Raw genomic sequence first — 24754 nt, forward strand, 5'->3', positions numbered from 1 at the left:
CCCTAATCTGGTGCGGATATGCTTAAGGTTTCGCTTCTGTTTCCGAGTGTACAGGATGGCCATCCGGTAAGCTATGGATTTATCTTAATGAATTCTTACAGTCCGTTTAAGGTTATGTTCGTAGATTAAGAAGAGGATCGTGCAAACCAGCTGCGCAGCAGGATGGAAACAGCCAGCAGCAGAGGGATCGCCACCTGGAACACAGGATCGATTTTCAGACTGGGTCCAAGGCCGATAGCAATATGCTGCGTATAGTCTCTTTCCAGAAAAGAAGCACCATAAATGACTGCACCTACGGGGAATACCCACCATTTGGCGGATTTTCCGGTCAGCCCGGTTAAGGCCTTCACAGAACAGAAGTAGAACAGCATCATCTTGATCAGCAAACCGATAAAAAGCTGAATGGTAACCAGAATGTCCAGGCGTTCGATAAACTTCAGACTCGACAGGGTGCGTACGGTTTTTAGAAAGGGCAGTTGACTGGTCCCTGCAATGGACGGCCCGAGAACGGCTACATTGAGTGCGTTCATGAAGATCAGAAATATACTGATGAGTAGATAAGCTGTCACCGTGCTTTTTACCGGAACCCCCGGTTTATCCCATAAGGACCACAGCATCAGGAATACAATCATCTGTCCGAAGGGGAAGGAGACAATATCGGGCAGCGCGGCGTCCGCAATCGGCTTAAATCCGTTCTCAAAAACAGGCGCCAACTGGTTGAAGTCCAGGGAGCCCATGATGCCGAGCAGAAGAACAAGCACAGCATAAAAAGACAACACCACCGGCAGCAGGACCTCCGGCAGGCGGAAGACCACCTCGGTCCCTTTCCAGATGGCGTAAAGGGCAGTCCCGACAAAAATCAGCATCGTAACAGACATTGGTGAGTTCGGCAGCATGGTCAGCGAGGTCAGTTCACCCAGATCCCGGACATTGCGCATCGACTGGTAGGCGAAATACAGGCTGTACATTCCGCCGACGGCTGAACCGGCAATCTTTCCAAAGTGAAGGGCGAGCATGCCGATAAGGTCGTTGTGCCGGGAACGGTATTGAATCCACATCAGAAGCATCAGCAGAACCAGACCTGCTGCCGAGCCGGTGCACATCGCCAGCCAGGAGTCTTGTTTGGCCTTGGCGCCAAGCAGAAACAGCGGTGTGCTGCCGATTTCGAACAGCATGATCATGAACGAGAGCTGCAGGGCAGACACCTGCTCCTTGTTGTGCATGGGATAAGGTCAGCCTCCTAACCACTTGATGATTGCCCGGCCCGCAGGCTGGAAATATGCGATATATAGCGCAGACACGCCGAAATGCGAAGTTTCCGTAATGCCGCAAATATGAACATAGGCACAATAGACCAGGATACAGCCGAACCATAGCCTGTGCAGTTTGCGCTTATGACCCTGCAGCAGGACGCAACCCCGCCAGAAAGCGAGGATATAGAGCCCTAGAATTACAGCTATTTTCATAGACAAGCTCCTTTATTTCTCGTGAACAGATTCAAAGGATTTATTGCTGAGTCCTGTCCGCTCAATTTCAATCGAGACATGAGGCCGGATTTCGATCTCCTGGAATACGCGGTCCCAGCTCTTGTCCTTTCGGATCTGCTTGAAGCGTTTGCGGTCGCTGCGGTGGATTTTGATTGCGAAGCCGGTGACATCAGCACCCAGCTTCCTGACCTCCTTCCAGGAATTGTCCACCAGCTCCAGCACCTGCTGTTCGAGAGACTGCTCCATCTCTGTAATCGAAGCCCGCTCGTTCAAATCCATGACGCTGCCGAGTTCGGTTAATACCCCGCTGCCTTTAATATTCATATCGATAACATAATGGTCTTTCTCCCATTTCGGATGAACCGTGGTCCTGGATTTCTGGAGAACAAAAGAAGCATCCGGCTTGCCGCCGGATTCGGGCTTGGACGGGAAGGCGATTGTGGCTGTCTTTATTTTGTCCGTCATAAAGGACAAGCCGAAGGCCTGCTTCTGGCTGAGCCACCCGACCAGCTTCTCGCCCTTCAGCACGCCCAGCCTTCCCAGGGCCAGCCGGGTCTTCAGGTCTGTTCGTCCGGTTTCTTGCGTTTCGTCCATAATCTCCGGCCCGGTAAGGAGAATTTCTGGAAGGACCGCACTGCCCGATTCGGAAGAAAGGGCCATCGCGAGCTCGAACATCCGCGTGCCGGGGTAATAGGAGAGCAGCCGGGATTCCTGCTCTATCATCAACTGGATACCGGCTCCCTGGTTTTTGGTCAGCTGCATGAGCTGATCCAGAATATCGCCGGCTTCACCTTTGGCAATAAATACAAAGACGGTTTCCCTGGCGTCCTGCTTGCGCAAGAACAAATCAATTAATTGATTGACACCGTGTCTGGCCACACTTTCGCCCAGAACGGTAATCCGTGAATGGGAAAAGAACATTTCCCGTGTGCTGGTCAGGTTGCTTTTTTCAACCGCCTCCATAATGGTCCTTCCCTTGACCGTAAAGGTGACGAATGGAGGCGAACTGGTGCTTCCTCCCCCACTGCCCCCCGTATTGCTGGCGCCGGAAGAAGGGTTGATCACCTGGTAAGTGGCCTTCCACTGGTTATCCTCCCAGTCATAGGCAGAACCGGAGGTAATGCCAAGCTCGCTCAGCTCGCGGTCGTCCCAGCATCCGGACAGCAGTGTGGACAAGAGGGAAAGGCACAGCAGGCAGAAAAGGGTTTTTTTTGAAATATTCATGCTCCCCATCCTTTCCGCCTGGTTTTAGCCTTCGTGAACCGGTCCAGTCCCACCGCCCCCAAAGGAACGAGTACATTAAAGATAAAGAAAACCAGAAAACGCCCTTCCTTGTTATAGAGGTTCAGTTTCTCTGTACTCTCCCAGGTATACAGGCACTCCAGAACGATAAGCAGGCCTAAGGTGCCGATAAAAGGCCGGCTGCTGCCCACCCTGAAGGTTTGCTTGAAGCACTCTACAGTAGCAAACAAAAAAATCGAAAATTTCACATAGATGGACAATACCCAGTAAGAAATGAAGAGAATATCCAGCTTCTCGATAAATCTTCCGAGATGTACGATGCCGGCGGCAGAGAATCCGGGATACGCACTGAGCCTGGCAAGGTCGGGGCCAAACACCATCAGCGCAATAACGAGGGAAAACATCATCAGCAGGGCTACAAAAATCAGACCGGTCCAGCCAATGATCCGGGCCTGCCGCGGAGCTTGCAGATACGGCGCCAGGAACAGCAGCACCGCCACTTCGGACATCCAGGTGGTTGGAGTAATGCTGGCAAGGGTCAGTTCAGCGAGAGAGTGATCGAACATCGGCAGCAGCTGGTGCACATTCATCTCGTTAGCCAAACCGAATATATACAGCGGCACAAATAACAAGTACAAGAGGATCACCAGGCTGTTCACCCGGGCGATGGCTTCCAGGCCTTGTCTTACCATATAAATGGTAATGAGCAGAATCAATACGCATAATATCGAAATCGGTGTATTGATGAGTACATTGTCCTTCAGGAAATTGACGAATTCCCGCAGAATCGTCGCAGAAGTGTCCAGGTAGAACTGCAGCATGAAGAGGCCCAGGACTACAGCAATTACGGGCGAGCTTTTTTCGCCGACCCATGTCAGAAACGGGGCGCCGTTGGTACAGCGGACCGCGCTGCCGACAATATATGCGATGAGGAGCCCGAAAAAGGTGGACAGCAGAATAGCAAGCGACGCATCCTGTTCCGCATAGCTGCTGATAATTGCGGGAAGCACGACTGTGGCGGTGGGCAGTATTGTGTTGACAATCAGCATAGCTGCCTGGGTAGTGCCGATTTTTTTATTCATGCGTGATCCTCCCCTTGCGGCTTGGGTTTTTGTTTGTCACCTTGCCTGCGTGTTTCCCGGCCCAGAATGGTCTTGGGACGCATTGTCATATCCCAGAGCGGCACACGGATAAAGATATCCTTAAGATAGCGCGGAACCATCGGAGCCACCGGGGACAGGTACGGCACCCCAAACGAACGCAGTCCGGCCATGTGAATCAGCAGCACGATCAGAAAGGACATTATGCCAAAGAGCCCCAGCGTCGCAGCGATAAACATCATGACAAAGCGGATGAGCCGGATCGAGTTGGCAATCGCCAGCGATGGAATCACAAAGTTGGAGATCGCAGTAAAAGATACAACAATTACCATTGCGGCCGAAACCAGTCCGGCCTGAACCGCAGCCTGCCCCAGCACCAGGGCGCCCACGATGGAAATCGCCGGGCCGATGGTGCGCGGCATGCGCACCCCCGCTTCGCGCAGCACATCGAAGGTCAGCTCCATCAGCAGCGCCTCCGCCAGCGCCGGGAGCGGAACCCCCTCCCGCTGTGCGGCAAGACTGATCAGGAGGGTGGTCGGCAGCATTTCCTGATGAAAAGTAGTGACTGCAATATATAGAGCAGGCAGCAGCATAGATACAAAAAATGCCGAATACCGGATCAGCCGCAGGAACGAAGTGATATCATAACGCTGATAGTAGTCCTCGCTGGACTGAAAAAAGTTGAAGAATGTGGATGGTGCAAGCAGCGCAAAGGGCGTACCGTCAATAATGATGCCGACTTGCCCTTCCAGAATGCCCCCGGCCATCGCATCCGGGCGCTCCGTATTCTGGATCGTTGGAAACGGAGTCAGACCGCCGTCCTGGATGAATTCCTCAATATAGTTGCTCTCCAGAATGCTGTCGGTATTGATCGCATTCAGGCGGCGGCGGATTTCCTTCAGCACCTGCTCACTTGCGATGCCCTCCAAATAGACCAGGGCCACTCCGGTCTGGGTGCGCTGGCCGATTTTATATTCCTCAATCCGCAGATCAGGGGTTTTCAGTCTGCGCCGCAGCATGGAGGTGCCGGTCCGCAGGCTTTCGGTGAACCCCTCTTTGGGGCCCCGGATGACGCCTTGGGAGGTTGGCTCATTGATGCCGCGTTTCTCCCAGCCGGAGGTAGCCGCAGCCATTCCCGCTTGAAGCCCTCCCAGCAGGATTAAGGTATAGCCGTCGAACAGCATGGGCAGGAGCGCTTCCAGGGTATTGCCTTCTTTAACCCCTCCAATGGGCAGCATTTGATTCTTGATGACATGAAAGGCATCAGCGGCACTGATGAATTCGCTGTTCAGCTTGGTTGTTTCCAGCAAGGGTTGAAGCACACCCTGGTTGACCACGTCGGCATTGACCAGTCCGTCAATATAGATAAAAGCCAGCTCTAGCGAGCCCAATGACTCATTGGTAAATCTGCGGACCACAATATCCGAACTATGGCCAATCCTCCGGCCAAGCTCCTGCAAATTCACCTCGAGTGAAGGATCAAGAGGAAACGGGGCAAGTGCGGATTGTTCTGGGTTGTCGCTCTTGTTGCGGTTGGCCCGCTGCGGGTTGCCTGGCATCGTAACGCCTCCGTTCTGCTGGAATCTGGATTCTTTGGCGTTATTATCCCCGGGCCTTCCATTCCTTATTCTGCCTGGATGCGAGAGTGGTCTCTAAGAGGCCGGAGCCGCCGAGTCGGGAACGCCAAACGGGGCACGCAAACCGTGTATGCCAAACCGTACACGCCAAAAAAAGGCCCGGCCCCAGCTGTGATAGCTGGGTCCCGGACCCTCTGTCTGATTTTATTGGAGGCCAGTTCCGTTAAAAATAATTCGCACCGTGGTTCCCTCTCCGGGCTTGGACTCCAGGCCGACCTTATGGCCGAGACGGCTGCAAATCTCGCGGACCAGATACAGGCCCATCCCGGTCGATTCATGATACTGCCGTCCGCGCTCACCCGTGAAGTAGGGATTAAATACCCTTTTCAGATCTTCAGAGGAAATGCCGATGCCCTGATCCGTAATGTCAAGTTGGATGTCTTTGCCCATGGCCTGTGCCGTGACGGCAACGGTTTTGCCTGACCCGGAAGTATAGTTCACGGCATTGACCAGAATCTGGGTCAGCATGAACATCAGCCATTTGGCATCGCTGTAGACGGTCAAACTTTCATCCACCCGGATATCAACCTTGATGCCTCTGCGGATGAACAGCCTGCGGTTCTCAGCTACCGCCTCGCTGATGATCCGGCGCAGCGGCAGAGACTGCACCTGAAAGTCATCCTCAAACCGCTCCAGGCGGGAAGTGTAAATGACCATCTCCAGCCCCTTGCGCAGCCGTTCAAGCTCTTCCTGAATGCTGCCTGCCGCCTCATCGTCCAGCTCCTGCAGCGTAAGCTGGATAACGGACAGCGGAGTCTTCATCTGGTGTACCCAGCGGTTGATAAAAATGATATGCTGATCCATCCGGCTGATATGGCTCTGGAGCTGCTCCTGATAGTGGCGGTGAGTCACCTGGAGCAGTTCGCCCACGGCTTCGGGCAGCGGTGCATCATCCAGCGGAGCAGGCAGCTCGCCGGGTGCGGCGGCCGGCTGGGCCAGGCGGCTGTACAGCTTATGATGCTGGATATATCGGTACACCAGATAGACGAGAAGAACCGCAGCGCTAAGGGCCATTCCATACAGGATGATCGACAGCGGCCTGGATTCGCCGGACAAATAATACAGAACCGGAACGAGGATCATCTGCAGCAGATAAAAGAGCAGCAGCGGCCGCTGGTCCTTGAGGAACAGCCTCACAGGCTGTCTCCGGAAGCGCTCAGCCTGTAGCCTGCGCCTCTGACCGTTTCCACGATTTCCTCAAGCCCCAGATCCTTGAGCTTCTTCCGCACCCGTGTAATATATACATTCAAGGTATTGTCATCAATAAAATGCTGGTCCTCCCACATCAGATCAAGCAGCCGTTCACGGGTGACAACCCGCCCTTCCTTGAGCATTAGCGCTTCCAGCAGCACGGCTTCCTTCTGGGTAAGCTCTGCGGATTGGCCGGCATACTGAATGATATACCTTTCCGGCAAAAGGGTAAGGCCCCCCGTCTCCAGCTTGCGCTCCTCCTGGTTCTGGGCATACGAGCCGTAGGCTCTGCGCAGATGGCTGCGGATTTTGGCCAGCACCACCTCATATTGAAAGGGTTTGGTAATGTAATCGTCGCCGCCGTTCTCCAGCGCCATTACCTGATCCATTCCGCTGTCACGGGCAGAGATGAACAGAATCGGGCACAGCGAAGACTTGCGCAGCTGGCGGCACCAATAGAACCCGTCATATCTGGGGAGATTGACATCCAGGAGCACCAGGCTGGGAGCCGCTTGCTCAAAGGTCTCCAGCACCCGGTTGAAATCCTCCACAACTACCGTGTGGAAATCATATTTGGAGAGATAGGCATCCAGCAGGTCCGCCAGCTTGGCGTCATCCTCAACAATCAGAATCGTTTCCATGAGTTCACTCCTTTATCCAGTTATACAGTAACATGTCCAGGGAAAATCCTGCAAAGTCTAGACAGATCCCGCTGCGGACCGGGGGGGTGAAGGAGCATTTTCCGCAGCAAAGCCCCCATAGCTTCCGGTCCTAAGGACCGGTGCTTGGAGGCTGGCGGGGTTAATAGAAGGATTAAGGCACCAGATTTCGGGGGCTTTAGTTAGTTTTGACTACCAGCGCATTGCTGATCAGCCGTCCGGGGGAGGTCAGATATTTACCGCTGTAAAAAAGGCCGCTGGATGCGCCGCCATCCAGGTTCATCGCCTGATACGCTCCGGCCTGCTTCATGATCTGTGCCAATTGGGGGATGGTTGCCCCGCCGGAGGTCAGAAGGATTAGCTTATGGTCCCGGGTCAGGCCCAGCGCGCTGCGGGAGCCGCCGCCGGTTAATATTTTGGGGTCCCGGAAGCCTTCAGCGGCTACATTCAGCGCCACTTTGCCGTCTACGAGCAGCCGGGGACCCGCCTGGATTGCTCCTGTTACAGTACCGGCATTGAAGCGCGCCAGGAATTGACTGCCCGGAATCAGTTCGGCCAGAAGGTTGTTGTCATAAGCGAAGACGGTCCGTTTATCTGCCGGGCTGTCTTTCAGCATTTTTCCGCGGCTGATAATATAGCCGTAAGGAGCTTTGTAGGCCGCATCTGTATAGGCGTCAAAAAACGTACCGTTAATGGCGGCAACAGCCCCGCTGCGCTTGGCGATGCTGCCGAGCGCTTCCGTCCTGCCCACAGTGTTGCCTGCAAGGACGACATCCAGCTTGAGCGCGGGATGCAGCAGGGACACGGTCACCATCTGTACGGGGAAGGATCTGCCGCCTACTGTATAGGTGTGCCTGGAGCTTACTGCCGCCGGAGAGCCTGCGGAGATAAGAGCACCGGATAACACAGGCAAAGTAGCAGAATCATCACCGGCAGCTATGGTAAGGGAAGCGGAAGTTTTATTCCACACTAACTGCAGGCCAAAGGTTTGGCTGATAAGGGACAGGGGAACATAAGTTGTCCCATTGCCGCTGAAAGGCCGTTCGCTCAGCTTAACGGACTTGCCGCCCACGGAGGCCGACGCTTGGCCTGATACCAGGACTACAGTTGTCCCGTTTTTGGAGAGGGTCATTTCTTTGCCGGTTTGGCCGCCCACGCCTGCCTGAATACCGGCAAAACCGTTCAGGAACCTTAGCGGAATGAAGGCGTGGTTGTCTTTGTCGACATAGACAGCGGTTTTGGGTGCCGCAGCAGCGGCGCTGGCAGGCAGAGCCGGGAGCGCAGTGAGCATGAGCGTGAGCACGAGGGATAGAATGGACAGCTTTTTCATAATAAACAGTAAGCTCCTTTGAATTATGATACTTATCCGTTGTAGAGGAACGGACATAGAAACTTGCCCTCTTTGAGAGGACTGTATGTAAAAAGGAATGGATGCCGGGTTGCGGCAAACAGGCCCATATCATCATATATCCAGGTGGAAGTACCGTCAATGATTCCCATCGTACGCGTTATGCTTTCCTTGGGATTCAGCGGCGCCTGCATGCATCTGTTGCAGCGATGGTTTATAATCTACAGAATACTACACACAATGAATAAAGGTGGGCCACCCAATGACAACCATAGGCTTGATTCGGCACGGCAGCACAGCATGGAATAAGGAAGGCCGGATTCAGGGGCATACGGATAATCCGCTTGATGAGGAGGGGCTGCAGCAGGCAGCGGCTATCGCCGAACGTCTAAGCGGGGAACAATGGGATTACATCTATTCAAGCGATTTGCTGAGAGCGGTACAGACAGCGGAGGTGATCTCGAAGCGGCTCGGTATTCCGGTTGCAGGGAAGGTGCCGGGGATTCGGGAGATGAACGGCGGTCTGATTGAAGGCACCACAGAAGACGAACGTGTGCAGCGCTGGGGCAGCGGATGGAAGAGCATGGACATGGGGCTGGAAAGCGATGAATCGGGCCAGCAGAGAGGCAGCCGGGCCATCGAGGAAATTGCGGCACGGCATCCCGGCAAAAGAATCCTCATCGTCAGCCACGGCGCCATTCTGCGCAGCAGCCTGAGAAAGCTGGTTCCGGGCCTCGATGTGAGCGAGCTGCTCAAAAACACCTCGATCACCCAAATCGTCAAGGACAACAGCGGCTGGACCTGTGCATTGTACAACTGCGTGGCACATATGGAAGCTGAACGCTGAACGGTATGGACCGGGCAGTCCGGGCAGAGCTTCGGGCCGCGGGAATGAAGGCCCTGCGGGCGGCCGGTAATTCAAAGGTAAAAATACCTTTGAATTAGCGCGCCTGGCCCATCGGTTGGCAACTGAAATCAAGGATGCCAATCCGTCCATTCACCGGACAGTTTTTTTTGGATCAGTTATTAGTTTAGTTGGAAAAAGTAAACTTATTTCTCCCGAAAATCAACAATTGTGAGATTTAAGTGGAAAAAGGGAACTTAATTGGTCTAAAATACCTTGTTTGGAGCAAAGTGAGCCGAATTAGTTGACCTTTTTCCACTTAGCTAGCGGAACAGAAGGTGTTCGAGGCAGATTAGTTGACCTTTTTCCACTTAGCTAGCGGAACACAAGGTGATCGAGCAGATTAGTTAACCTTTTTCCACTTAGTTAGCGAATGACAAGGTGTTCGAGCTGAGTAGTATGACAAATTTTCCACTTAGAAGCGAATCACAAGGTTCTCGAACCGAAACACTTAACCTGCTTCCACTTGAAATTACGGCACGATTCATGGGAGGCTCCAGGCAGCGCAAAATTGAAATCGGAAACGGCTAAGTTGTCCAGCGAAGGACGGCGTAGCCGTTTTGTTCTTACTTAGGAAATTATGCTGTCCTTTTCTTCTGCACTTAGCCTGCTGCATCGGATTCCAAAACATCCCATGCAGGGAGGAGGCAAACCTGCCGATAATAAGCATAATACTTATGCTGTCTGCTTTTTTCCCGCTGTGAATGATAGTGGTGTTCAGATAATGTTCAGTGTATTATTGTACAGTACAGCTTCAGAGTGCGAAACTATTCACACGCAAAAGGGAGTGCTAGTGAACGATGGAAGCCCGAAATTATATGCTGGCCTTATCGTCGGTGCTCATAGCAGCATTGACCATCTATAGTATTTACTATTTGTCCCCAAAATTCGGCGGCAAACATCAAAAAGCCCGCGCAATCCGCGCGGTCTTCGTGATTCTTATTGCAGGCGCCGGATTAAGCGTCATGCATCTGCTAGGGGTGCAGACCCTCTCGGAATATGCCCCTGATAGGGAAAGTCTGTTCCTCCCGCTCACCCTTTATGTTCTGACGCTGGCGGGGATGCTGTTCCTGTTCTCCCGGCTGCACCAGCTCCTGGCGGAACGGGAACAGTTGAAGGAACTGGCCTACCGGGATTCCTTGACCGGTCTTTTGAACAAGAACGGCATGGATCACTTCTGGGACCATTGCAAGCCTAACGAGCAGCTCGCCGTGCTGTTTCTGGATCTGAACCGCTTCAAAGCGATCAACGACACGCTTGGACATCATGTGGGCGATTTGCTGCTTAAGGCAGTCGGTACCACGCTGAGCCAATTCTCCAGCAAAGGCAAGCGGCATATCTTCCGCATTGGCGGGGATGAATTTGTGATCATCGCCAAACGCTGCAGCCGCAAGGATGCGGAACAGCTGGCGCTGCGGATTCTGGAGAAGACGACCCGGAACTATAAGCTGGAGAAGCATGAGCTGTTTGTTTCAGCCAGCATCGGCATTACTATGAGCCATGGCAGAATCGACCGCCAGAAGCTGCTCAAAGAGGCCGATTCTGCCATGTACAACGCCAAACAGTTGGGCAGCGGCCGCTATTCCCTGCACAAGCAGGGCCAAAGTGCAAGTCCAAGCAACCCCGCCGGCGGCTCCGCCAGCCTGCTCCACAGCAGCGCTTCCAGCACGAATAGACTTGGCGATAAGCAGAACTCCATGCGGGCGTGAGCAGGGGGTTCTGTTTTTTCGCGGTTACGCTTTATTGGAATGGACGGTGTTCACTGCTCTGGCACGTCCTTTCATCAGCAGCAGGCACACGAGGGCAAACGCCATACTGGCGGTTGCCGCATAGAACAGGGTAGAGTAATCCGTAAGGTCAATCAGCAGCCCCAGCAGGGGAGGCGATGTAATAGCAGCAAGCGAGGAGACCAAATAATATATTCCGGTCCGCGTGCCAATACTCTCTTCATTTCCTGTAGCCACTACAAAAGGATAAGAATTGATATTGATGCAAGCCCAGAATATTCCGCCCAGCAGCAGCAGACCACGCAGCAGCAGCACATTTTCCGCAAAGCCTACGAGTGCAAATACCGCCATCAGTCCGCATACCCCGAGAATAATAACCGGTTTCTTCCCGAACCGCCCGCCCAGCCAGCCGCTCGGAATCGCAAAAATCACAAATGCCAGCGAAAAGAAGGTGAGCGAGAAGGAAGCCGCTTGCTCACTAAGACCAAGATGATGTTTGCCGTACAAGGTGAACAACGTCTCAACACCCTGATAAGCCACGAACCAGAAAAAGATGGCCGCCAGCAGCCAGACCGTTGTCCGGTCCAGCTGTTTTTTCAGGGAGACGCGTGCAGGTCTGCTCAAGGGAAGAACAAGTTCCCCCGGCTGAAGAGCCGTGTCAGCAGCAGGACCTGCCGGGGCATTGGCTGCCGCCGTATTGACGCCATCCCGGCCCTCCTTGATGAATCGCGATACAATGAACAGGCACAGCAGTGTGATCAGGCCAGCCGCCACGAATGGCAGCACGGGGCTCGAATCGTAAAGATAGGACCCTGCGCCAAAAGCGAGAATGGAACCTACTCCGCCCATAAAGTTAATCAGCCCGTTGGCCTTGGTGCGCTGATGCTCCGGCGTGATGTCCGGCATCAGCGCCACCGTTGGCGACCGGTACAGGCTCATGGCCAGATTCATCAGCATCATGAACAGCAGGAGAGTGAATAGTCCGCTGTGGAACGGAATCAACATAGTCAGCACGGCAGCCAGTGGCATGCCGATCATCAAATAGGGCATTCTGCGCCCGAAGCGGGTCGCCGTACGGTCGCTGCGGTTGCCGATCCACGGCTGCAGAAACAGTGCGAAATAATTATCGATGGTCATCATGAAGCTGATCAGGGCGACGCTATGCACATATTTTTCCAGAAAAAAAGGAACAAACGCATTGTACAAGCTCCATGTAATGCTGATGCTGAAAAAGCCGAAGCCAAGCAGCCAGACTTTTTTCACTCCATCACACTCCTCTGGATGCCAGCAGTCCGGCGAGTACATCCGGAACATCGGTAATAATCCCCGCTACACCGGCCTCAATTAAATATTTCATCCGTTCCGGATCATTTACGGTCCATGGATGATAGACAACCCCATGTTCCGCCGCCCCGGCTACAAACTCAGGCAGCACGGCCAAATGATAGGCATGCAGCGCATCGGCCTGCAGAGAAGAGGCATAATCCCATGGGCGGTACAAGCCTTCTCCATATAAAATCCCGGTGCGGATCTCCGGTGCCAGCGACTTGCAGTAAGCGAGAGAATAATGGTTGAAGCTCGACAGCACAATGCGCTCACTCATGCCATACTCCCGCACAGCGGCGATCACTTTTTCCTCCATGCCGGGGTAGAGATATGTGCCGTTTTTCAGCTCGATATTCAGGATGGTGTCACGACCTTGCAGCAGATCAAGCAGTTCTTCCAGGGCAGGAATCCGTTCTCCGGCAAATTCAGCGCCAAACCACGATCCGGCATCCGCCTCCAGTACCTCACTCAATGTCATATCCTTTACCAATCCGCTGCGATTCGTTGTGCGGTTCAGGCTCTCGTCGTGAATGAGGACCAGCCTTCCGTCAAGGGTCATCTGCACATCGGTTTCAATGCCGGTTGCCCCGAGCTCAAGACCTTTGCGGAATGCAGCCATCGTATTCTCCGGACAGACCGCAGATGCGCCGCGGTGCGCAAAATTAATTGTGTTGTTCATCTCATTCAGTTCCTCCGTCTCATTAGTGTAAGTGTACATTTGCCGCAGCAGGTGCGGGTCTTCCTATTTCATATTCCACACCACAGCAGGAAACCCTGTCCGCCGGAAGGGAAAGGGCGCTGATTTGGCAATTTTAACATTGAGCTGACGTTAATGAAACATTAAGCGGGCTATTTTGGTTTGCTTTCGGTAACGAAAATCTCATTGACGATTCAAATTTGGCCATGCTATCATACCACTAATTCTTTTAAATCCGATAAGTAAACTATGTTTTTGCTTTCGGAAACTTTTTTTAAGATGAAAAGGGGTTTGGCGCATGAAAATCAGAACATTGGCAGCTGCAGCACTGGTAGGAATGTCGGTAGTGCTTGGCGCGTGCGGGAACAAAGAGGCTGCCGGTGCAGACAAAAAGGACATCGTCGTCGGCTTTGGTGTAGGCACTTATGAGGAGCAGTTCCGCCTCGGCATTGTACCGATTCTGGAGAAAGAGGGCTATAAGGTGACGATCAAAACCTTTTCCCAGAATATGCAGGTCAACCCGGCGATGAAGGAAGGCTCTATCGATGCCAGCATTTTTCAGAGTACCGCGTATATGGAGGGCATTAATAAGGAAATTGGTGCGGATATGGCAGTGCTGAATTTCGTGCCGAGTGCGCCGCAGGGACTGTATTCCGAGAAGCACAAGTCGCTCGACGAGGTGAAGGACGGCTCGGTTATCGCAATACCGAATGACCCGGTGAACCAGGAGCGGGCGGTGCGGATTCTGGAGGAGCTGGGCTGGGTGAAAGTCAAACCCGGTGCCGGAACAACTGATTTCAACCTTAGCAGCGTAGAGCCGGACAAATATCAGCTGAAGCTGGAAGCGCTGGATTCTGCCCAGATTCTCGTTTCGCTGGCCGATGTGGATTACGGAGTGGTTAACGGCAACTATATTGCCAATGCCAAACGTCAAATTACCGAAGCGCTGAAGATTGAGAACACACCGGAGCAGCACCGGGTCACCGTAACTGTCAACAAAGACGATCTGGATACCCAATGGGCGAAGGATCTGAAAGCAGCCTATGAATCCAAGGAATTTGAGGAGTACATCCACGCGCAGGACAAATATGACGGTTTTATACTTCCGGATGCGTGGGCCAATAACTGATAAATGAGCGGAGGAGATCACAGGATGGCGGCAAAAAGAATTCATTTTATCGGGGGCGGCCAAATGGCCGAGGCGATCATTCGGGCGGTTATCGGCAAAGGCGCCTATAAGGCCGCGCAGATCAGCGTGGCGGATGTGAATGAAGAGCGCAACCTCTATTTGAAAAACACCTACGGTGTTCACGCTGCTGTATCCCAGGCAGCGGAGCTGGGTGAGGCGGATCTGATCATCATTGCGGTGCGGCCGCAGGATGATCTGGCAGAGGTCGGCAGGCTGATTGCCGAACATGCGGCAGGCCAGGCTGCGGTATTGTCGATCGTGGCCGGAGTGAGCATTGCCAGGCTGGGCGGGTATGCGGGTGCGGAACGCCCGATTATCCGGGTGATTCCGAATACGCTGACCGATACCGGCCTGGGCTACAGCGGTGCGGCTTTGAACGGTTTTGCCGACAAAGCCCAGGTGGATGACTTCCTGAACGCCTTTGGCAAGGTGCTGTATCTGGAAGAAGCGCAGATTGATATCTTTACCGGCTACGGGGTGGCCGGGCCGAATTATGTCTATTATTTCATCGAGTCCCTGGCCGATGCCGGAGTGCTTGCCGGTCTGCCCCGGGAACAGGCCTGGCAGGTCGCGCTGGAGAATGTGGAAGGGGCCGTTGCCATGCTGCGCCACAGCGGCAAGCATCCGCGCCAGCTTCTCAACATCAACAATTCTCCGGGCGGCGTCGGTATCCATGCCCTGTATGAGCTGAACAACAGCGATTTCGCAGCCGGGCTGCAGCGCAGTGTCAAGGCTGCCGTGAAGCGCACGACAGAGCTGGGGCAGGTACATCCATGAGCAGCCTCCAATGGGATCATACCGTTCATTATATCAATGATCTGGAGCAGGCTGTGCAGACCTTTACGGACAATGGCCTTGCCGCATTCCCGGGCGGGTCGCACAAGCTGTGGGGCACCCATAATGCGCTGAGCTACTTCGGGCTGAACTATGTGGAATTTCTGGCAGTGGAGAACCGGGAGCTGGCAGAATCGGCGGATACTGCCAATCTTGTCGTCAAGGATGCTGTAAAGCTGCTGCCCGAGCATGAGGGCTTCAGCAGGGTGGCTATCCGCACTGATGATATTGAGCAGACTGCGGCGCTGCTCCAGCAGCAAGGCCTTAAGCTGTCGCCGATTATGGACGGCAGACGGCTGAACAAGCAAGGGCAATGGATTGAATGGCGGATGCTGACCATTGGCGGACATTTTCAGGGACTGGTCTACCCCTTCATCATTCAGTGGAAAGGCACAGACGGGCAGCGTCAACAGGAGCTTAAGACAGCAGGCATTATTAGGCCCCATCCTGCCGGAGCAGTTGAAGTACGGGCGGCTGTTTTCTCCGTTACTGATCCGGCGGCAACCGCTGCACATTGGAGTCAAGTGATTGGCTTGCCCTTCCAGAATCCTGGATCTGCGGCAGACGGCTCCGTATCCCTTCCTATCGGAGACAAGGCGTTTGTGTTCCGGCAGGGGAACGGGGAGCAGATGCAGGAGCTGCTGCTGGCAACGGATGCCCCCGGTTTGGCGGGCCGGAGAATCCGCTTTGGCCAGGCTGATTATGTTTTTACAGCGCTATAGCATTGCTTGGCATTGCCCGATTCCCGATCCCAATATCGCACCAAGTATAGTCCCAAGAATGAAGTGGAAAAAGGTACACTAATTCTCTATATCAGGCAAGAAATTCGAAAATAGATGGAAAAAGTCCACTTAAATTGAAGGGAAACAGAAAATATGGTCTTGTTTGATTAATGTAAGTGGATACATTCCACCTAAGTGTTGAATAATAGGTAGCTTGCTAAGAAATAAGTGGAGAATTTCCATCTGCGGGAAGTGAACCAATACATAGACTACTTGTGCAGCTCAAAAAAAGGAGCCGGGAGGCTCCTTTTTTTGATCGCAATGAGACAACACATGCACAAGCTCTATCTCAGCCTGTACACCCGGGCCTCATAAGGGCGTAGCGACAGGGAACGGATATCCTCGTCCGGCTGTACTCCGTAATTGGCGATAACCAGCGTTTTGTTCTGAAAGTCCACACATGCAGGAAGCTCGAAAGCGGCAGGCTGGCCGAAGAAGTTCAGCATGACAAGCAGCCGCTCTTCTCCAAGTGTGCGCAGATAGGCATACACCTGCTCATGCTCCTCGGCCAGGATCGCATAATCCCCGTACACGAATATGTCATGGCTTTTCCGCAGCTCAATCAGCTTTTTATAGTAGTGGAAAATAGAATCGGGGTCAGCCAGGGCCTGCTCGACGTTAATCTCCGTATAGTTTGGATTCACGGCCAGCCAAGGTGTGCCGGTGGTGAATCCGGCCTGCGGTTCCGCGCTCCACTGCATGGGGGTACGCCCATTGTCGCGGCCTTTGACATATATGGAGTTCATAATTTCTTCCTCCGCATGCCCCGCAGCCCGGTATTCTTTATACATATTCAGGATTTCAATATCCTTATATTCGCTTATAGAGTCAAATTTCACGTTGGTCATGCCGATTTCTTCGCCCTGGTAGATGTAAGGCGTGCCTTGGAGGGTGTGCAGCAGCGTAGCCAGCATTTTGGCCGACTCTTTCGGGTAGTGTTTATCATCTCCGAAACGGGACAGCATGCGCGGCTGGTCATGATTGTTCAGGTAAAGGCTGTTCCAGCCCTTGCCATGCAGCGCGGTTTGCCATTTGGAGAAGATAGACTTTATGTCCGCCAGCTTCCATGGCCGCACATCCCATTTGCCCCCCGGCCCGGAATCGACCTCCATCAGTTCGAAGTGGAACAGCATATGCAGCTCATTCCGGTCTTCGCCGACATACAGCGCGGCTTCCTCGGGGGTGACGCCGATGGCTTCACCGACCGTCATAATGTCGTATTTGGAGAGTACCTCCCGGTTCATTTCCTGCATGTATTCATGCACGCGCGGGCCGTTTACGAAATATTCACCGCCAAAATGATAGGTCCGCTCGCCGTCCTCCTGGTCCTTCACCACACTGGGAAGCTCTGGAACCTTGGAGATCAGGTTGATTACGTCCATGCGGAACCCGTCGATGCCTTTATCGAGCCACCAGGTCATCATATCGTAAATTTCCCGCCGCAGCTTCGGATTCTCCCAATTCAGATCCGGCTGCTTTCGGGAGAACAGGTGCAGGAAATATTCGTCAGTCTGCGCATCATATTCCCAGGCCGGGCCGCTGAAGAAGGAACCCCAATTGTTGGGCTCATGCCCGTCCTTGCCCGCGCGCCAGATGTAATAGTCCCGGTAAGGGCTGTCCGGGGATTTGCGCGATTCAGCGAACCAGGCATGCTCATCCGAGGAGTGGTTGACCACCAGATCCATAATCAGCTTTATACCGCGGGCGTGAAGTCCGGCAAGCAGTTCCTCCCAGTCGGCGAGTGTGCCGAAATCATTCATAATACTCTGATAATTGCTGATATCATAGCCGTTATCGTCATTGGGCGACTGGTATACCGGACACAGCCAGACCACGTTGATGCCTAACTGCTCCAAATAATCAAGCCGGGATATTATCCCCTGAAGATCACCGATGCCGTCTCCATTGCTGTCTTGAAAGCTGCGGGGGTAGATTTGGTATACTACACTTTCTTTCCACCATTGCTTGTTCATGGTTCTGCACTCCTGTCTCTATATAAACTGCGGTACGAAAATTTACTTAATGGAGCCTTGGGTAAGGCCGCCGATAATCCATTTCTGTGCGAACAAATAAATAATCAGCATCGGGGACAAAGCCAGCAGATACGAGGCGAAAGCCAGGTTGAAGTCGGTGCTGAATTGGCCCTGGAAGACGTACTGCACAAGCGGCAGCGTATAGGAATCCTGGTTGCCCAAGAGAATCAGCGGCAGCATGAAGTCATTCCAGGTGGACAGGCAGGACAAGATGCCGATGGTCGCATTGACAGGAGCCAGCAGCGGGAAAATAATCCGCCAGAAGGTGCCCCAGGTCGAGGCCCCGTCAACTGTCGCTGCTTCCTCCAGCTCATACGGAATGGAGCGGATATAACCGACATACACAAAGACATTAAAAGCAAGGCCATATACGATGTACAAAATAATCAGCCCGGGAATATTGTTCATATGCAGGTCGGTAGTGACTTTGACCACCGGCAGCATAATGATCTGGAACGGAATGAACATGGCGCTGATGAAATAGAAGTAGAGCGTTTTGAAGAAGCGCTTGTTCATATTCCGGGCAATGGCGTAGGCGACCATAGAATTCGTGAGCAGAATAAATACAACCGCTGTTACAGTAATTGTGGCACTGTTGCCCAGGGCGTTGAAGAAATTCGTCGCCTTGATGGCGTTCGCGAAATTCTCGAAATGCAGTCCGGTGGGCAGGGAGAAAATGGAGCGGGCCATTTCCTCGGGGTTTTTGAGTGCTATGGCGATCGTCATGTACAGCGGAAAGAGGATGAGCAGGGAGCACAGCGCGATAATTACCGTAACCGGCCAATTCGTTGTTTTTTTGATCATAGGTCCATCTCCCGTTTCTGCAGGAATTTAAGCTGAAGGGCGGAGATGACGACGATGACGATAAAATAAATCACGGCGTTCGCCGACTGGTATGCGAATTCTCCGCCCTGGAAGCCGCCGGTGTAAATCAATAGGGCGATGGATTGCGTAGAACGGCCGGGACCTCCGCCGGTCAGGGCGATGATCTGGTCGAAAACCATCAATCCGCCTTTCATCGCCAGCACCATATTGATCGTGAAAAAGGAAGCAAGCAGCGGAAAGGTAATGCTCCAGAATTCCCGCCAGCGGCTGGCGCCGTCCAGATTGGAAGCTTCATAAAGATCGTGGGGAATCGTCTGCAAGCCGGCCAGATACAGAATGGTGTTATAAGCGATGCCCTGCCAGACCGCAACAATGACGATCCCGATCCAGGCCCAATCGGAGTTGCCGAGGATGTTCTGCGAGAGAAAATCACTTCCCAGCTTCTCGCCCCACACCGGAAATACATTGGAGAACAGGTAGTTGAAGATAAAGCCGACAATCAGCACGCTGAGGATATTGGGAAGGAAATATACGCCTCGGAAAAAGTTTTTGGCTTTTATCTTGGCATTCAGTCCCAGTGCGATCAGCAGGCTGATGATATTGATGAGAACAGTTGTAGCGATGGCGTATTTAAAGGTGAAAAGATAAGAGTTCAGCACATTCTCGTCTTTGAAAATATTAATGAAATTCTTGAACCCCACATAATCAAAGCTGTCGCTGTAACCATCCCAGTTCGTGAACGCATAATAAATGCCCTGCAGCGCCGGAAACGTATGAAAGGCGAAGAACAGCAGCAGTGCTGGTATAGTCATCAGGTAAAAAGCGGCTCGCCGTTTGGCCATCAGTTAATCCTCCTTGGAAAAAAGCGCAGAAGCAGGGGCTTGCCGCCCCTGTTCTCCTGATGCTTGTAGTTCATTCTATCGATTGGCAATCCTATTTCCGGTTAGCTACCTTATCCCATTCTGTATCGAGCTGCTTCAGGTAGGCGTCGATGTCTTTTTTGTTCAGGAAGCTTTGAATAATCGTATCGACCTTCATCGCCCCAGGGATGTAATGGTCGGCAAAATCGGCCAGGTTGCCGGAGGTGAATGCTTCCTTGAAGCCGTCCATGGCAGGGTCATTCTGAGTTACGCCTTTCACCGCCGGGAATGCTTTTTGCTCGGTGATGTAGGTCGTTACGTTCTCCGGCTGAAGGAGGAATTCGACGAATTTCTTCGCTTCTTCCTTATGCTTGCTTTCCTTGGAGATCGTCAGCAGGGTATCCACACCGGAAATGACCTTGTTTTTTGCGGGATCATTGGTGGCCGGGAAAGGGAACACGCCCAGCTCAAGAGATGGATTGGCCTTCATGATTTCGGGGATCGCCCATACACCCTGCAGATACATCGCGGATTCACCCTTGGCGAATGCCGTATTGCCGTCATTGTAGCCCTTGCCGAAAATGTCCTTCTGGGCAAATTCCGTCAGCTTCAGCTGCTTCTCGGCGATTTCCCGGAAGCTGTCACTGAAGGTCACGCTGCCTTCGGTGCGCTTCTTGAAGAAATCAGTGCCGAGAATGCTTGGCTCCAGAGAGTTGAAGGGGGTGAGTGAGGTCCAGGAATCCTTCAGCGTCAGGTAGAAGGCATACTTGCCGCTGTCTTTGAACTTCTGGGCTGCAGCGATGAATTCATCCCAAGTTGTTGGCACGGCTACGCCGGCCTCCTTGAACATCGCTTTGTTATAGATGACACCGCTGGCATTGGCAGAGAACGGAATGCCGTTCAGTTCGCTTGAACCCGTCAGGTCATTCAGCATTTTGACATAGGCGGGCTGGATAGAGGAAACCAGCGTATCACCAGTGAAGTCCTCGAACAGTCCGCTGGCGGAGAGGGTCTTGTAAGTGTCGGTGGCACCAAGGCCGATAACATCAGGAAGGTCCTGTTTAGCGGCGCGGGTCTTCAGCACCGTTTCAGCATCCGGCGGGTTGATCTGCGAGACAACGATGTCCGGGTTCGCGGCGTTGAATTGGGCGACCAGCTTGTCGAAGGTGGCTTTGGCTTCCGTCTTGTTCTGGAAGAACTCAATCTTGACCTTCTCACCGGAAGCGGCGTTCCCACCATCATCGGTAGCAGCGTTGCTCCCGCTATTATTGCCGCAGGCGCTGAGCAGTGACATAGCCAGCAGGCTTACTGTTACGGGTTTCATTGTTTTTTTCATGGATGGAATCCCCTGATTACTGGATTTAGCAGTTTACTGCCATTTTGAGTAAACGTTTACTCTGCGTCCCTACCAAACTATCCCTGGATTAGACGCCTGTAGATACTGGATTTAACCAGTTGTGATACAGGTTTCTCCGGCAGGAAGGTCAATAATCGGGACCTTTAGGTTAAGCGTTTACGTTATATTGATAAAAAGACTTAGGCAAGTGTTCTCACCGTTTGTCTTTCCACAATCGAATGAGCCATGATCCTGTTTGCGGCAATTTCCCCGGTTTCAATCATCCGGATCAGCTTCTCGGAGGCGATCTTTCCCATTTCGTACAGCGGCTGCCGGACCGTCGTTAGCGGAGGCGTAACCATCTGTGCCGGTTTGAGATCATCATATCCCATGATCGAGATATCCTCGGGAACGTTCAGACCGTGTTTCAGGGCTGCGGAGAGTGCACCAATGGCCATCTCATCACTAGCTGCAAAGACGGCGGTAACCTCTCCCGCTTTGCGCAATAAGGCTTCCATTGCCCTGCTGCCGCTCTCGAATGAAAAGTCTCCATACACAAGTCGGCTGCTGTCAAAAGCAATTCCGTTCGCTTCGAGGGCTTTGCGGTAGCCCTGTACTCTGGGAGTCCCGGCGATGGGATCGCCTTTGGTTCCGCTGATCATGGCGATTTTACGGTGGCCTTTGGAGATCAGATATTGGATCGCGTCATAGACCGCCTGGTAATCATCAACCTTCACATAGGGCACCTTGGCAAAATCTGTCTGCGAGGAGACAAGAACAACCGGTATCTTCATGCTCTCCAGCACCTCATAGTACTCTTTACTCAGCACCTCACTGGAAAAAATAATGCCGTCTACCTGTTTTTCGCGCAGCAGCTGCAAATACTTCATTGTCCGCTTGCCGTCATTATCTGTGTTGCAGACGACTACACTGTAATTGCTGTCATGGGCGAATTCGTCAATCCCGTGGAGCAGATCGGAAGAGAAGGCGCTGGAAACTTTGGGAAACATCACACCGATAGTCTGTGTCCGCTTGTTGATGAGACCGCGGGCGATAGCATTGGGCTGGTACCCAAGCTCTTTGATCGCCTGATTCACCTTCTGCTTCGTTTTGTCCGAATAGCCGGTCAGGTTATTCAGCACACGGGACACGGTGGCAATGGATACATTTGCTTTCTGGGCGACATCTTTGATCGTAGGATTCATAAGGCAGTTCCTCGGTTTTCTGTTTCATTCGGATTTAAGGTGTAACGTAAACGCTTACGCTTACCTGAAATATAAAGGCAAGACAGATTTTTGTCAACGGGAAGATTACAAAAATGAAAAGCAATCGGACAGATCCCGTAATCTCTATACAAAATAAGAACAGCGATTGACAAAGAACCGAGAGGGGCCTACGATAAAGTAAACGTTTACTCCAAGGTCAGTGGATCATGAATTTTCTGCGGAGGACGATATAAATAATGAACCCTATCTAAGTATAGATGTTATATGTTACTTCAGTACATCATACGGACAAGGAGCCGCACTCATGAGCATATATCTGGAGCTTCCGGATGTGGATAAGCATTTTCCCTTCCGCAGTCTGATTTGTGGAGGGGATGAGCTGTGTTATCCGCATTGGCATAAGGAAATTGAAATTATATACGTTACTAAGGGAAGACTAAATCTGGGAATAAATGATACCCCGATCCGTATGGAGCAGGGGGAAGTCCAGTTTATCAACGGCGGGGATGTGCATTATTTTCTTGCATCGCCTGAAAGTGAGCGGGTGGTGATCCAGTTCGACCTGAATCTGTTTCAGGAGGTTGCCGCCCTGGGAAGCAGCGGCTATTCGCTGCGGGACCTGTTTACGGAGATGGAGCATTCCAGCCCTTCATGGCCTGAGGCAGCTACCGCCAAAGTAATATCGCTGATCGAGAGCATCTATGAGGAAGATACCCAGCGCCGGGAAGGGTATGCCTATCTGATCAAAGCGAGAATGTTCGAGCTGCTGACGGTTATTTTACGGGAAATTCCTAAGAATAGAACGCAGCGGCAGCCTAAGTTCTCGGAGGATACGCTGACCCAGTCCAGAGAAACCATGGAGCGCCTGGAGCGGATTTTTGCCTATGTGGAGCTGCATTACCAGAAGTCGATTTCACTGAGCGAGGTGGCCCGTTATATGGGCTTCAGCCCCTATTACTTCACCAAGCTGTTCAAGCGGAACACTGGGATGACCTTTGTTGCTTTTTTGAATGAATACCGCCTCAACAAAGCGAAGTGGATTCTGTTAAACGAGGACCTGCCGATGTCCGCTGTGGCGGAAGCTGCGGGGTTTGGCAGTGTGAAGACTTTTCACCATTTTTTCAAGGAGGCCACGGGGATTTCCCGCTGAAGTACCATAAGACAATATTCAGGAATAATACAGCAAGAATGCAGGAAGAAAGCGCCGGGGCAGATTTGTATGATAGAGATATCAAAACCAGTGGAGGTTAGGCCAACAATGACGCTAAAGATAGGAATTATCGGCTGCGGCGGTATCGCCAACGGCAAACATATGCCGGCATTGCAAAAAGTGGAAGGTGCGGTGATGGTGGCATTCTGCGATATCGTGCCTGAACGTGCCGAAAAGGCAAAAGCAGAGTTTGGAAATGAAAGCGCTGCGGCCTATAACGATTATAAAGAGCTGCTTAAGGATGCAAGTATAGATGTGATTCATGTGTGTACGCCGAATATTTCCCATGCGGAAATTTCAATCGCTGCTATGGAGGCCGGGAAGCATGTGATGTGCGAGAAGCCTATGGCCAAAACAACTGCGGAAGCCCAGGCGATGATTGACGCGTCCGTGCGGACCGGAAAGAAGCTGACCATTGGCTACCAGAACCGCTTCCGGGCGGACTCGGCTTACCTGCACACTGTATGCGAGAATAACGGGCTTGGAGAGATTTATTATGCCAGAGCCAAGGCCATCCGCCGCCGTGCGGTGCCGACCTGGGGCGTGTTCCTGGATGAGGAAGCGCAGGGCGGCGGGCCGCTGATCGATATTGGTACCCATGCCCTTGATCTTACCTTGTGGATGATGGACAATTACAAGCCTAAGTATGCTGTAGGCAATGCCTATCACAAGCTGTCCGGCCGCAAGAACGCCGCCAATGCGTGGGGACCGTGGGACCCGGAAAAATTCACGGTAGAGGACTCGGCGATCGGCTTCATTACGATGGAGAACGGAGCGACTATCGTTCTTGAGGCCAGCTGGGCGCTGAATACTCTCGATGTGGGCGAGGCCAGAACGGTGCTCTGCGGTACAGAAGGCGGAGCGGACATGGAGAAGGGCCTGCGCATCAACGGTGAAGAATACGGCAAAACCTATGAGAAGCATATTGGCCTGGATGCAGCCGGTGTGGATTTTTACGACGGTGCAGGAGATGACCCTGCGGTGGCTGAAGCGAAGCAGTGGATCGAGAGTATTGTAAATAACACCGAACCGGTCGTGAAGCCGGAGCAGGCGCTGGTGGTTACCCGCATTCTGGAAGCCATCTACAAATCGTCCGAAACGGGAATGCCGGTATTTTTTGATTAATTAAATTGAACTGGGA

Annotated in this window: 21 protein-coding genes and 1 pseudogene; 7 read left to right on the forward strand and 15 right to left on the reverse strand. The window is 52.7% G+C overall.

Annotation, left to right across the window (positions count from 1 at the left end; genetic code table 11):
• Positions 1-125 precede the first annotated feature (125 nt).
• The 8 genes from JI735_RS14715 to JI735_RS14750 form a co-directional block, all read right to left on the reverse strand.
• On the reverse strand, positions 126-1223 hold the full coding sequence (locus JI735_RS14715) for a GerAB/ArcD/ProY family transporter (RefSeq protein WP_039836364.1): 1098 nt from the start codon (positions 1221-1223) through the stop codon (positions 126-128).
• 9 nt (positions 1224-1232) lie between these two features.
• Positions 1233-1466 carry a hypothetical protein gene (locus JI735_RS14720; RefSeq protein ID WP_039836363.1) on the reverse strand — a complete coding sequence of 78 codons (234 nt, stop codon included), beginning with the start codon at positions 1464-1466 and terminating at the stop codon, positions 1233-1235.
• A gap of 12 nt (positions 1467-1478) precedes the next feature.
• Positions 1479-2711 (reverse strand): Ger(x)C family spore germination protein, encoded by a 1233-nt coding sequence (locus JI735_RS14725; protein ID WP_039836362.1) that lies wholly within the window; start codon positions 2709-2711, stop codon positions 1479-1481.
• On the reverse strand, positions 2708-3811 hold the full coding sequence (locus JI735_RS14730; RefSeq protein WP_039836361.1) for a GerAB/ArcD/ProY family transporter: 1104 nt from the start codon (positions 3809-3811) through the stop codon (positions 2708-2710). Before JI735_RS14730 ends, JI735_RS14725 begins: the two co-directional genes overlap by 4 nt.
• Positions 3808-5388: a spore germination protein gene (locus tag JI735_RS14735; RefSeq protein ID WP_039836360.1), complete on the reverse strand. Its 1581-nt coding sequence runs from the start codon at positions 5386-5388 to the stop codon at positions 3808-3810. Before JI735_RS14735 ends, JI735_RS14730 begins: the two co-directional genes overlap by 4 nt.
• A gap of 222 nt (positions 5389-5610) precedes the next feature.
• Entirely contained in the window at positions 5611-6603 is a 993-nt protein-coding gene (locus JI735_RS14740; protein ID WP_202677515.1) for a sensor histidine kinase, read from the reverse strand.
• Positions 6600-7298 carry a response regulator transcription factor gene (locus JI735_RS14745; RefSeq protein WP_039836357.1) on the reverse strand — a complete coding sequence of 233 codons (699 nt, stop codon included), beginning with the start codon at positions 7296-7298 and terminating at the stop codon, positions 6600-6602. The genes JI735_RS14740 and JI735_RS14745 overlap by 4 nt, the downstream gene beginning before the upstream one ends.
• Before the next feature lie 196 nt (positions 7299-7494).
• Positions 7495-8646, reverse strand: a complete 1152-nt coding sequence (locus JI735_RS14750; RefSeq protein WP_039836356.1) for a phosphodiester glycosidase family protein — start codon at positions 8644-8646, stop codon at positions 7495-7497.
• Between the two features lie 280 nt (positions 8647-8926).
• Between JI735_RS14750 and JI735_RS14755 the strand changes: the two genes are divergently transcribed.
• Both JI735_RS14755 and JI735_RS14760 read left to right on the forward strand, forming a co-directional pair.
• On the forward strand, positions 8927-9511 hold the full coding sequence (locus JI735_RS14755) for a histidine phosphatase family protein (protein WP_039836354.1): 585 nt from the start codon (positions 8927-8929) through the stop codon (positions 9509-9511).
• An 857-nt stretch (positions 9512-10368) separates the two neighbouring features.
• Positions 10369-11277 (forward strand): GGDEF domain-containing protein, encoded by a 909-nt coding sequence (locus tag JI735_RS14760; protein ID WP_051051920.1) that lies wholly within the window; start codon positions 10369-10371, stop codon positions 11275-11277.
• Positions 11278-11301: 24 nt separating this feature from the next.
• Here the strand turns inward: JI735_RS14760 and JI735_RS14765 are convergent, their stop codons facing one another.
• Positions 11302-12558, reverse strand: coding sequence for an SLC45 family MFS transporter (locus tag JI735_RS14765; RefSeq protein ID WP_202677516.1), 1257 nt, complete (start codon positions 12556-12558; stop codon positions 11302-11304).
• A 4-nt stretch (positions 12559-12562) separates the two neighbouring features.
• A complete protein-coding gene (locus tag JI735_RS14770; RefSeq protein WP_039836352.1) occupies positions 12563-13300 on the reverse strand; it encodes a glycerophosphodiester phosphodiesterase in 738 nt (245 codons plus the stop codon).
• 316 nt (positions 13301-13616) lie between these two features.
• Here JI735_RS14770 and JI735_RS14775 point away from each other — a divergent pair, with 316 nt between their 5' ends.
• The 3 genes from JI735_RS14775 to JI735_RS14785 are packed head-to-tail and all read left to right on the forward strand — an operon-like array spanning position 13617 to position 16063.
• The gene (locus JI735_RS14775) at positions 13617-14447 is read left to right on the forward strand and encodes a MetQ/NlpA family ABC transporter substrate-binding protein (protein WP_039836349.1); all 831 of its coding nucleotides are present in this window, start codon (positions 13617-13619) and stop codon (positions 14445-14447) included.
• A 24-nt stretch (positions 14448-14471) separates the two neighbouring features.
• Positions 14472-15284, forward strand: coding sequence for a pyrroline-5-carboxylate reductase (gene proC / locus JI735_RS14780; protein WP_039836348.1), 813 nt, complete (start codon positions 14472-14474; stop codon positions 15282-15284).
• Positions 15281-16063, forward strand: a complete 783-nt coding sequence (locus JI735_RS14785; protein ID WP_039836347.1) for a VOC family protein — start codon at positions 15281-15283, stop codon at positions 16061-16063. The genes proC and JI735_RS14785 overlap by 4 nt, the downstream gene beginning before the upstream one ends.
• 344 nt (positions 16064-16407) lie before the next feature.
• Here JI735_RS14785 and JI735_RS14790 read toward each other — a convergent pair whose 3' ends face one another.
• The 5 genes from JI735_RS14790 to JI735_RS14810 form a co-directional block, all read right to left on the reverse strand.
• A complete protein-coding gene (locus tag JI735_RS14790) occupies positions 16408-18096 on the reverse strand; it encodes a glycoside hydrolase family 13 protein (protein ID WP_039836346.1) in 1689 nt (562 codons plus the stop codon).
• 42 nt (positions 18097-18138) lie between these two features.
• Complete coding sequence (locus JI735_RS14795; RefSeq protein ID WP_202677517.1) at positions 18139-18960, reverse strand: carbohydrate ABC transporter permease; 822 nt, start codon at positions 18958-18960, stop codon at positions 18139-18141.
• Positions 18957-19823, reverse strand: a complete 867-nt coding sequence (locus tag JI735_RS14800) for a carbohydrate ABC transporter permease (RefSeq protein WP_039836345.1) — start codon at positions 19821-19823, stop codon at positions 18957-18959. The genes JI735_RS14795 and JI735_RS14800 overlap by 4 nt, the downstream gene beginning before the upstream one ends.
• Before the next feature lie 91 nt (positions 19824-19914).
• Entirely contained in the window at positions 19915-21177 is a 1263-nt protein-coding gene (locus JI735_RS14805) for an ABC transporter substrate-binding protein (protein WP_039836344.1), read from the reverse strand.
• 200 nt (positions 21178-21377) lie between these two features.
• A complete protein-coding gene (locus JI735_RS14810; RefSeq protein ID WP_039836343.1) occupies positions 21378-22382 on the reverse strand; it encodes a LacI family DNA-binding transcriptional regulator in 1005 nt (334 codons plus the stop codon).
• Between the two features lie 325 nt (positions 22383-22707).
• Between JI735_RS14810 and JI735_RS14815 the strand changes: the two are divergent.
• Together JI735_RS14815 and JI735_RS14820 are read left to right on the forward strand one after the other, a co-directional pair.
• Positions 22708-23654, forward strand: a pseudogene (locus JI735_RS14815) (AraC family transcriptional regulator).
• A gap of 7 nt (positions 23655-23661) precedes the next feature.
• A complete protein-coding gene (locus tag JI735_RS14820) occupies positions 23662-24738 on the forward strand; it encodes a Gfo/Idh/MocA family protein (RefSeq protein WP_039836341.1) in 1077 nt (358 codons plus the stop codon).
• Positions 24739-24754: the final 16 nt, after the last annotated feature.

Origin of the sequence: Paenibacillus sonchi, from assembly GCF_016772475.1 — a bacterium.
Lineage (GTDB): Bacteria > Bacillota > Bacilli > Paenibacillales > Paenibacillaceae > Paenibacillus_AQ > Paenibacillus_AQ sonchi.

Coding starts and splice junctions, on each gene's coding strand:
- JI735_RS14745 (WP_039836357.1), bottom strand. CDS start 7,298: ATGGAAACGATTCTGATTGTTGAGGATGACGCCAAGCTGGCGGACCTG.
- JI735_RS14715 (WP_039836364.1), bottom strand. CDS start 1,223: ATGCACAACAAGGAGCAGGTGTCTGCCCTGCAGCTCTCGTTCATGATC.
- JI735_RS14800 (WP_039836345.1), bottom strand. CDS start 19,823: ATGGCCAAACGGCGAGCCGCTTTTTACCTGATGACTATACCAGCACTG.
- proC (WP_039836348.1), top strand. CDS start 14,472: ATGGCGGCAAAAAGAATTCATTTTATCGGGGGCGGCCAAATGGCCGAG.
- JI735_RS14790 (WP_039836346.1), bottom strand. CDS start 18,096: ATGAACAAGCAATGGTGGAAAGAAAGTGTAGTATACCAAATCTACCCC.
- JI735_RS14820 (WP_039836341.1), top strand. CDS start 23,662: ATGACGCTAAAGATAGGAATTATCGGCTGCGGCGGTATCGCCAACGGC.
- JI735_RS14730 (WP_039836361.1), bottom strand. CDS start 3,811: ATGAATAAAAAAATCGGCACTACCCAGGCAGCTATGCTGATTGTCAAC.
- JI735_RS14735 (WP_039836360.1), bottom strand. CDS start 5,388: ATGCCAGGCAACCCGCAGCGGGCCAACCGCAACAAGAGCGACAACCCA.
- JI735_RS14770 (WP_039836352.1), bottom strand. CDS start 13,300: ATGAACAACACAATTAATTTTGCGCACCGCGGCGCATCTGCGGTCTGT.
- JI735_RS14775 (WP_039836349.1), top strand. CDS start 13,617: ATGAAAATCAGAACATTGGCAGCTGCAGCACTGGTAGGAATGTCGGTA.
- JI735_RS14785 (WP_039836347.1), top strand. CDS start 15,281: ATGAGCAGCCTCCAATGGGATCATACCGTTCATTATATCAATGATCTG.
- JI735_RS14725 (WP_039836362.1), bottom strand. CDS start 2,711: ATGAATATTTCAAAAAAAACCCTTTTCTGCCTGCTGTGCCTTTCCCTC.
- JI735_RS14805 (WP_039836344.1), bottom strand. CDS start 21,177: ATGAAAAAAACAATGAAACCCGTAACAGTAAGCCTGCTGGCTATGTCA.
- JI735_RS14750 (WP_039836356.1), bottom strand. CDS start 8,646: ATGAAAAAGCTGTCCATTCTATCCCTCGTGCTCACGCTCATGCTCACT.
- JI735_RS14720 (WP_039836363.1), bottom strand. CDS start 1,466: ATGAAAATAGCTGTAATTCTAGGGCTCTATATCCTCGCTTTCTGGCGG.
- JI735_RS14795 (WP_202677517.1), bottom strand. CDS start 18,960: ATGATCAAAAAAACAACGAATTGGCCGGTTACGGTAATTATCGCGCTG.
- JI735_RS14810 (WP_039836343.1), bottom strand. CDS start 22,382: ATGAATCCTACGATCAAAGATGTCGCCCAGAAAGCAAATGTATCCATT.
- JI735_RS14760 (WP_051051920.1), top strand. CDS start 10,369: ATGGAAGCCCGAAATTATATGCTGGCCTTATCGTCGGTGCTCATAGCA.
- JI735_RS14755 (WP_039836354.1), top strand. CDS start 8,927: ATGACAACCATAGGCTTGATTCGGCACGGCAGCACAGCATGGAATAAG.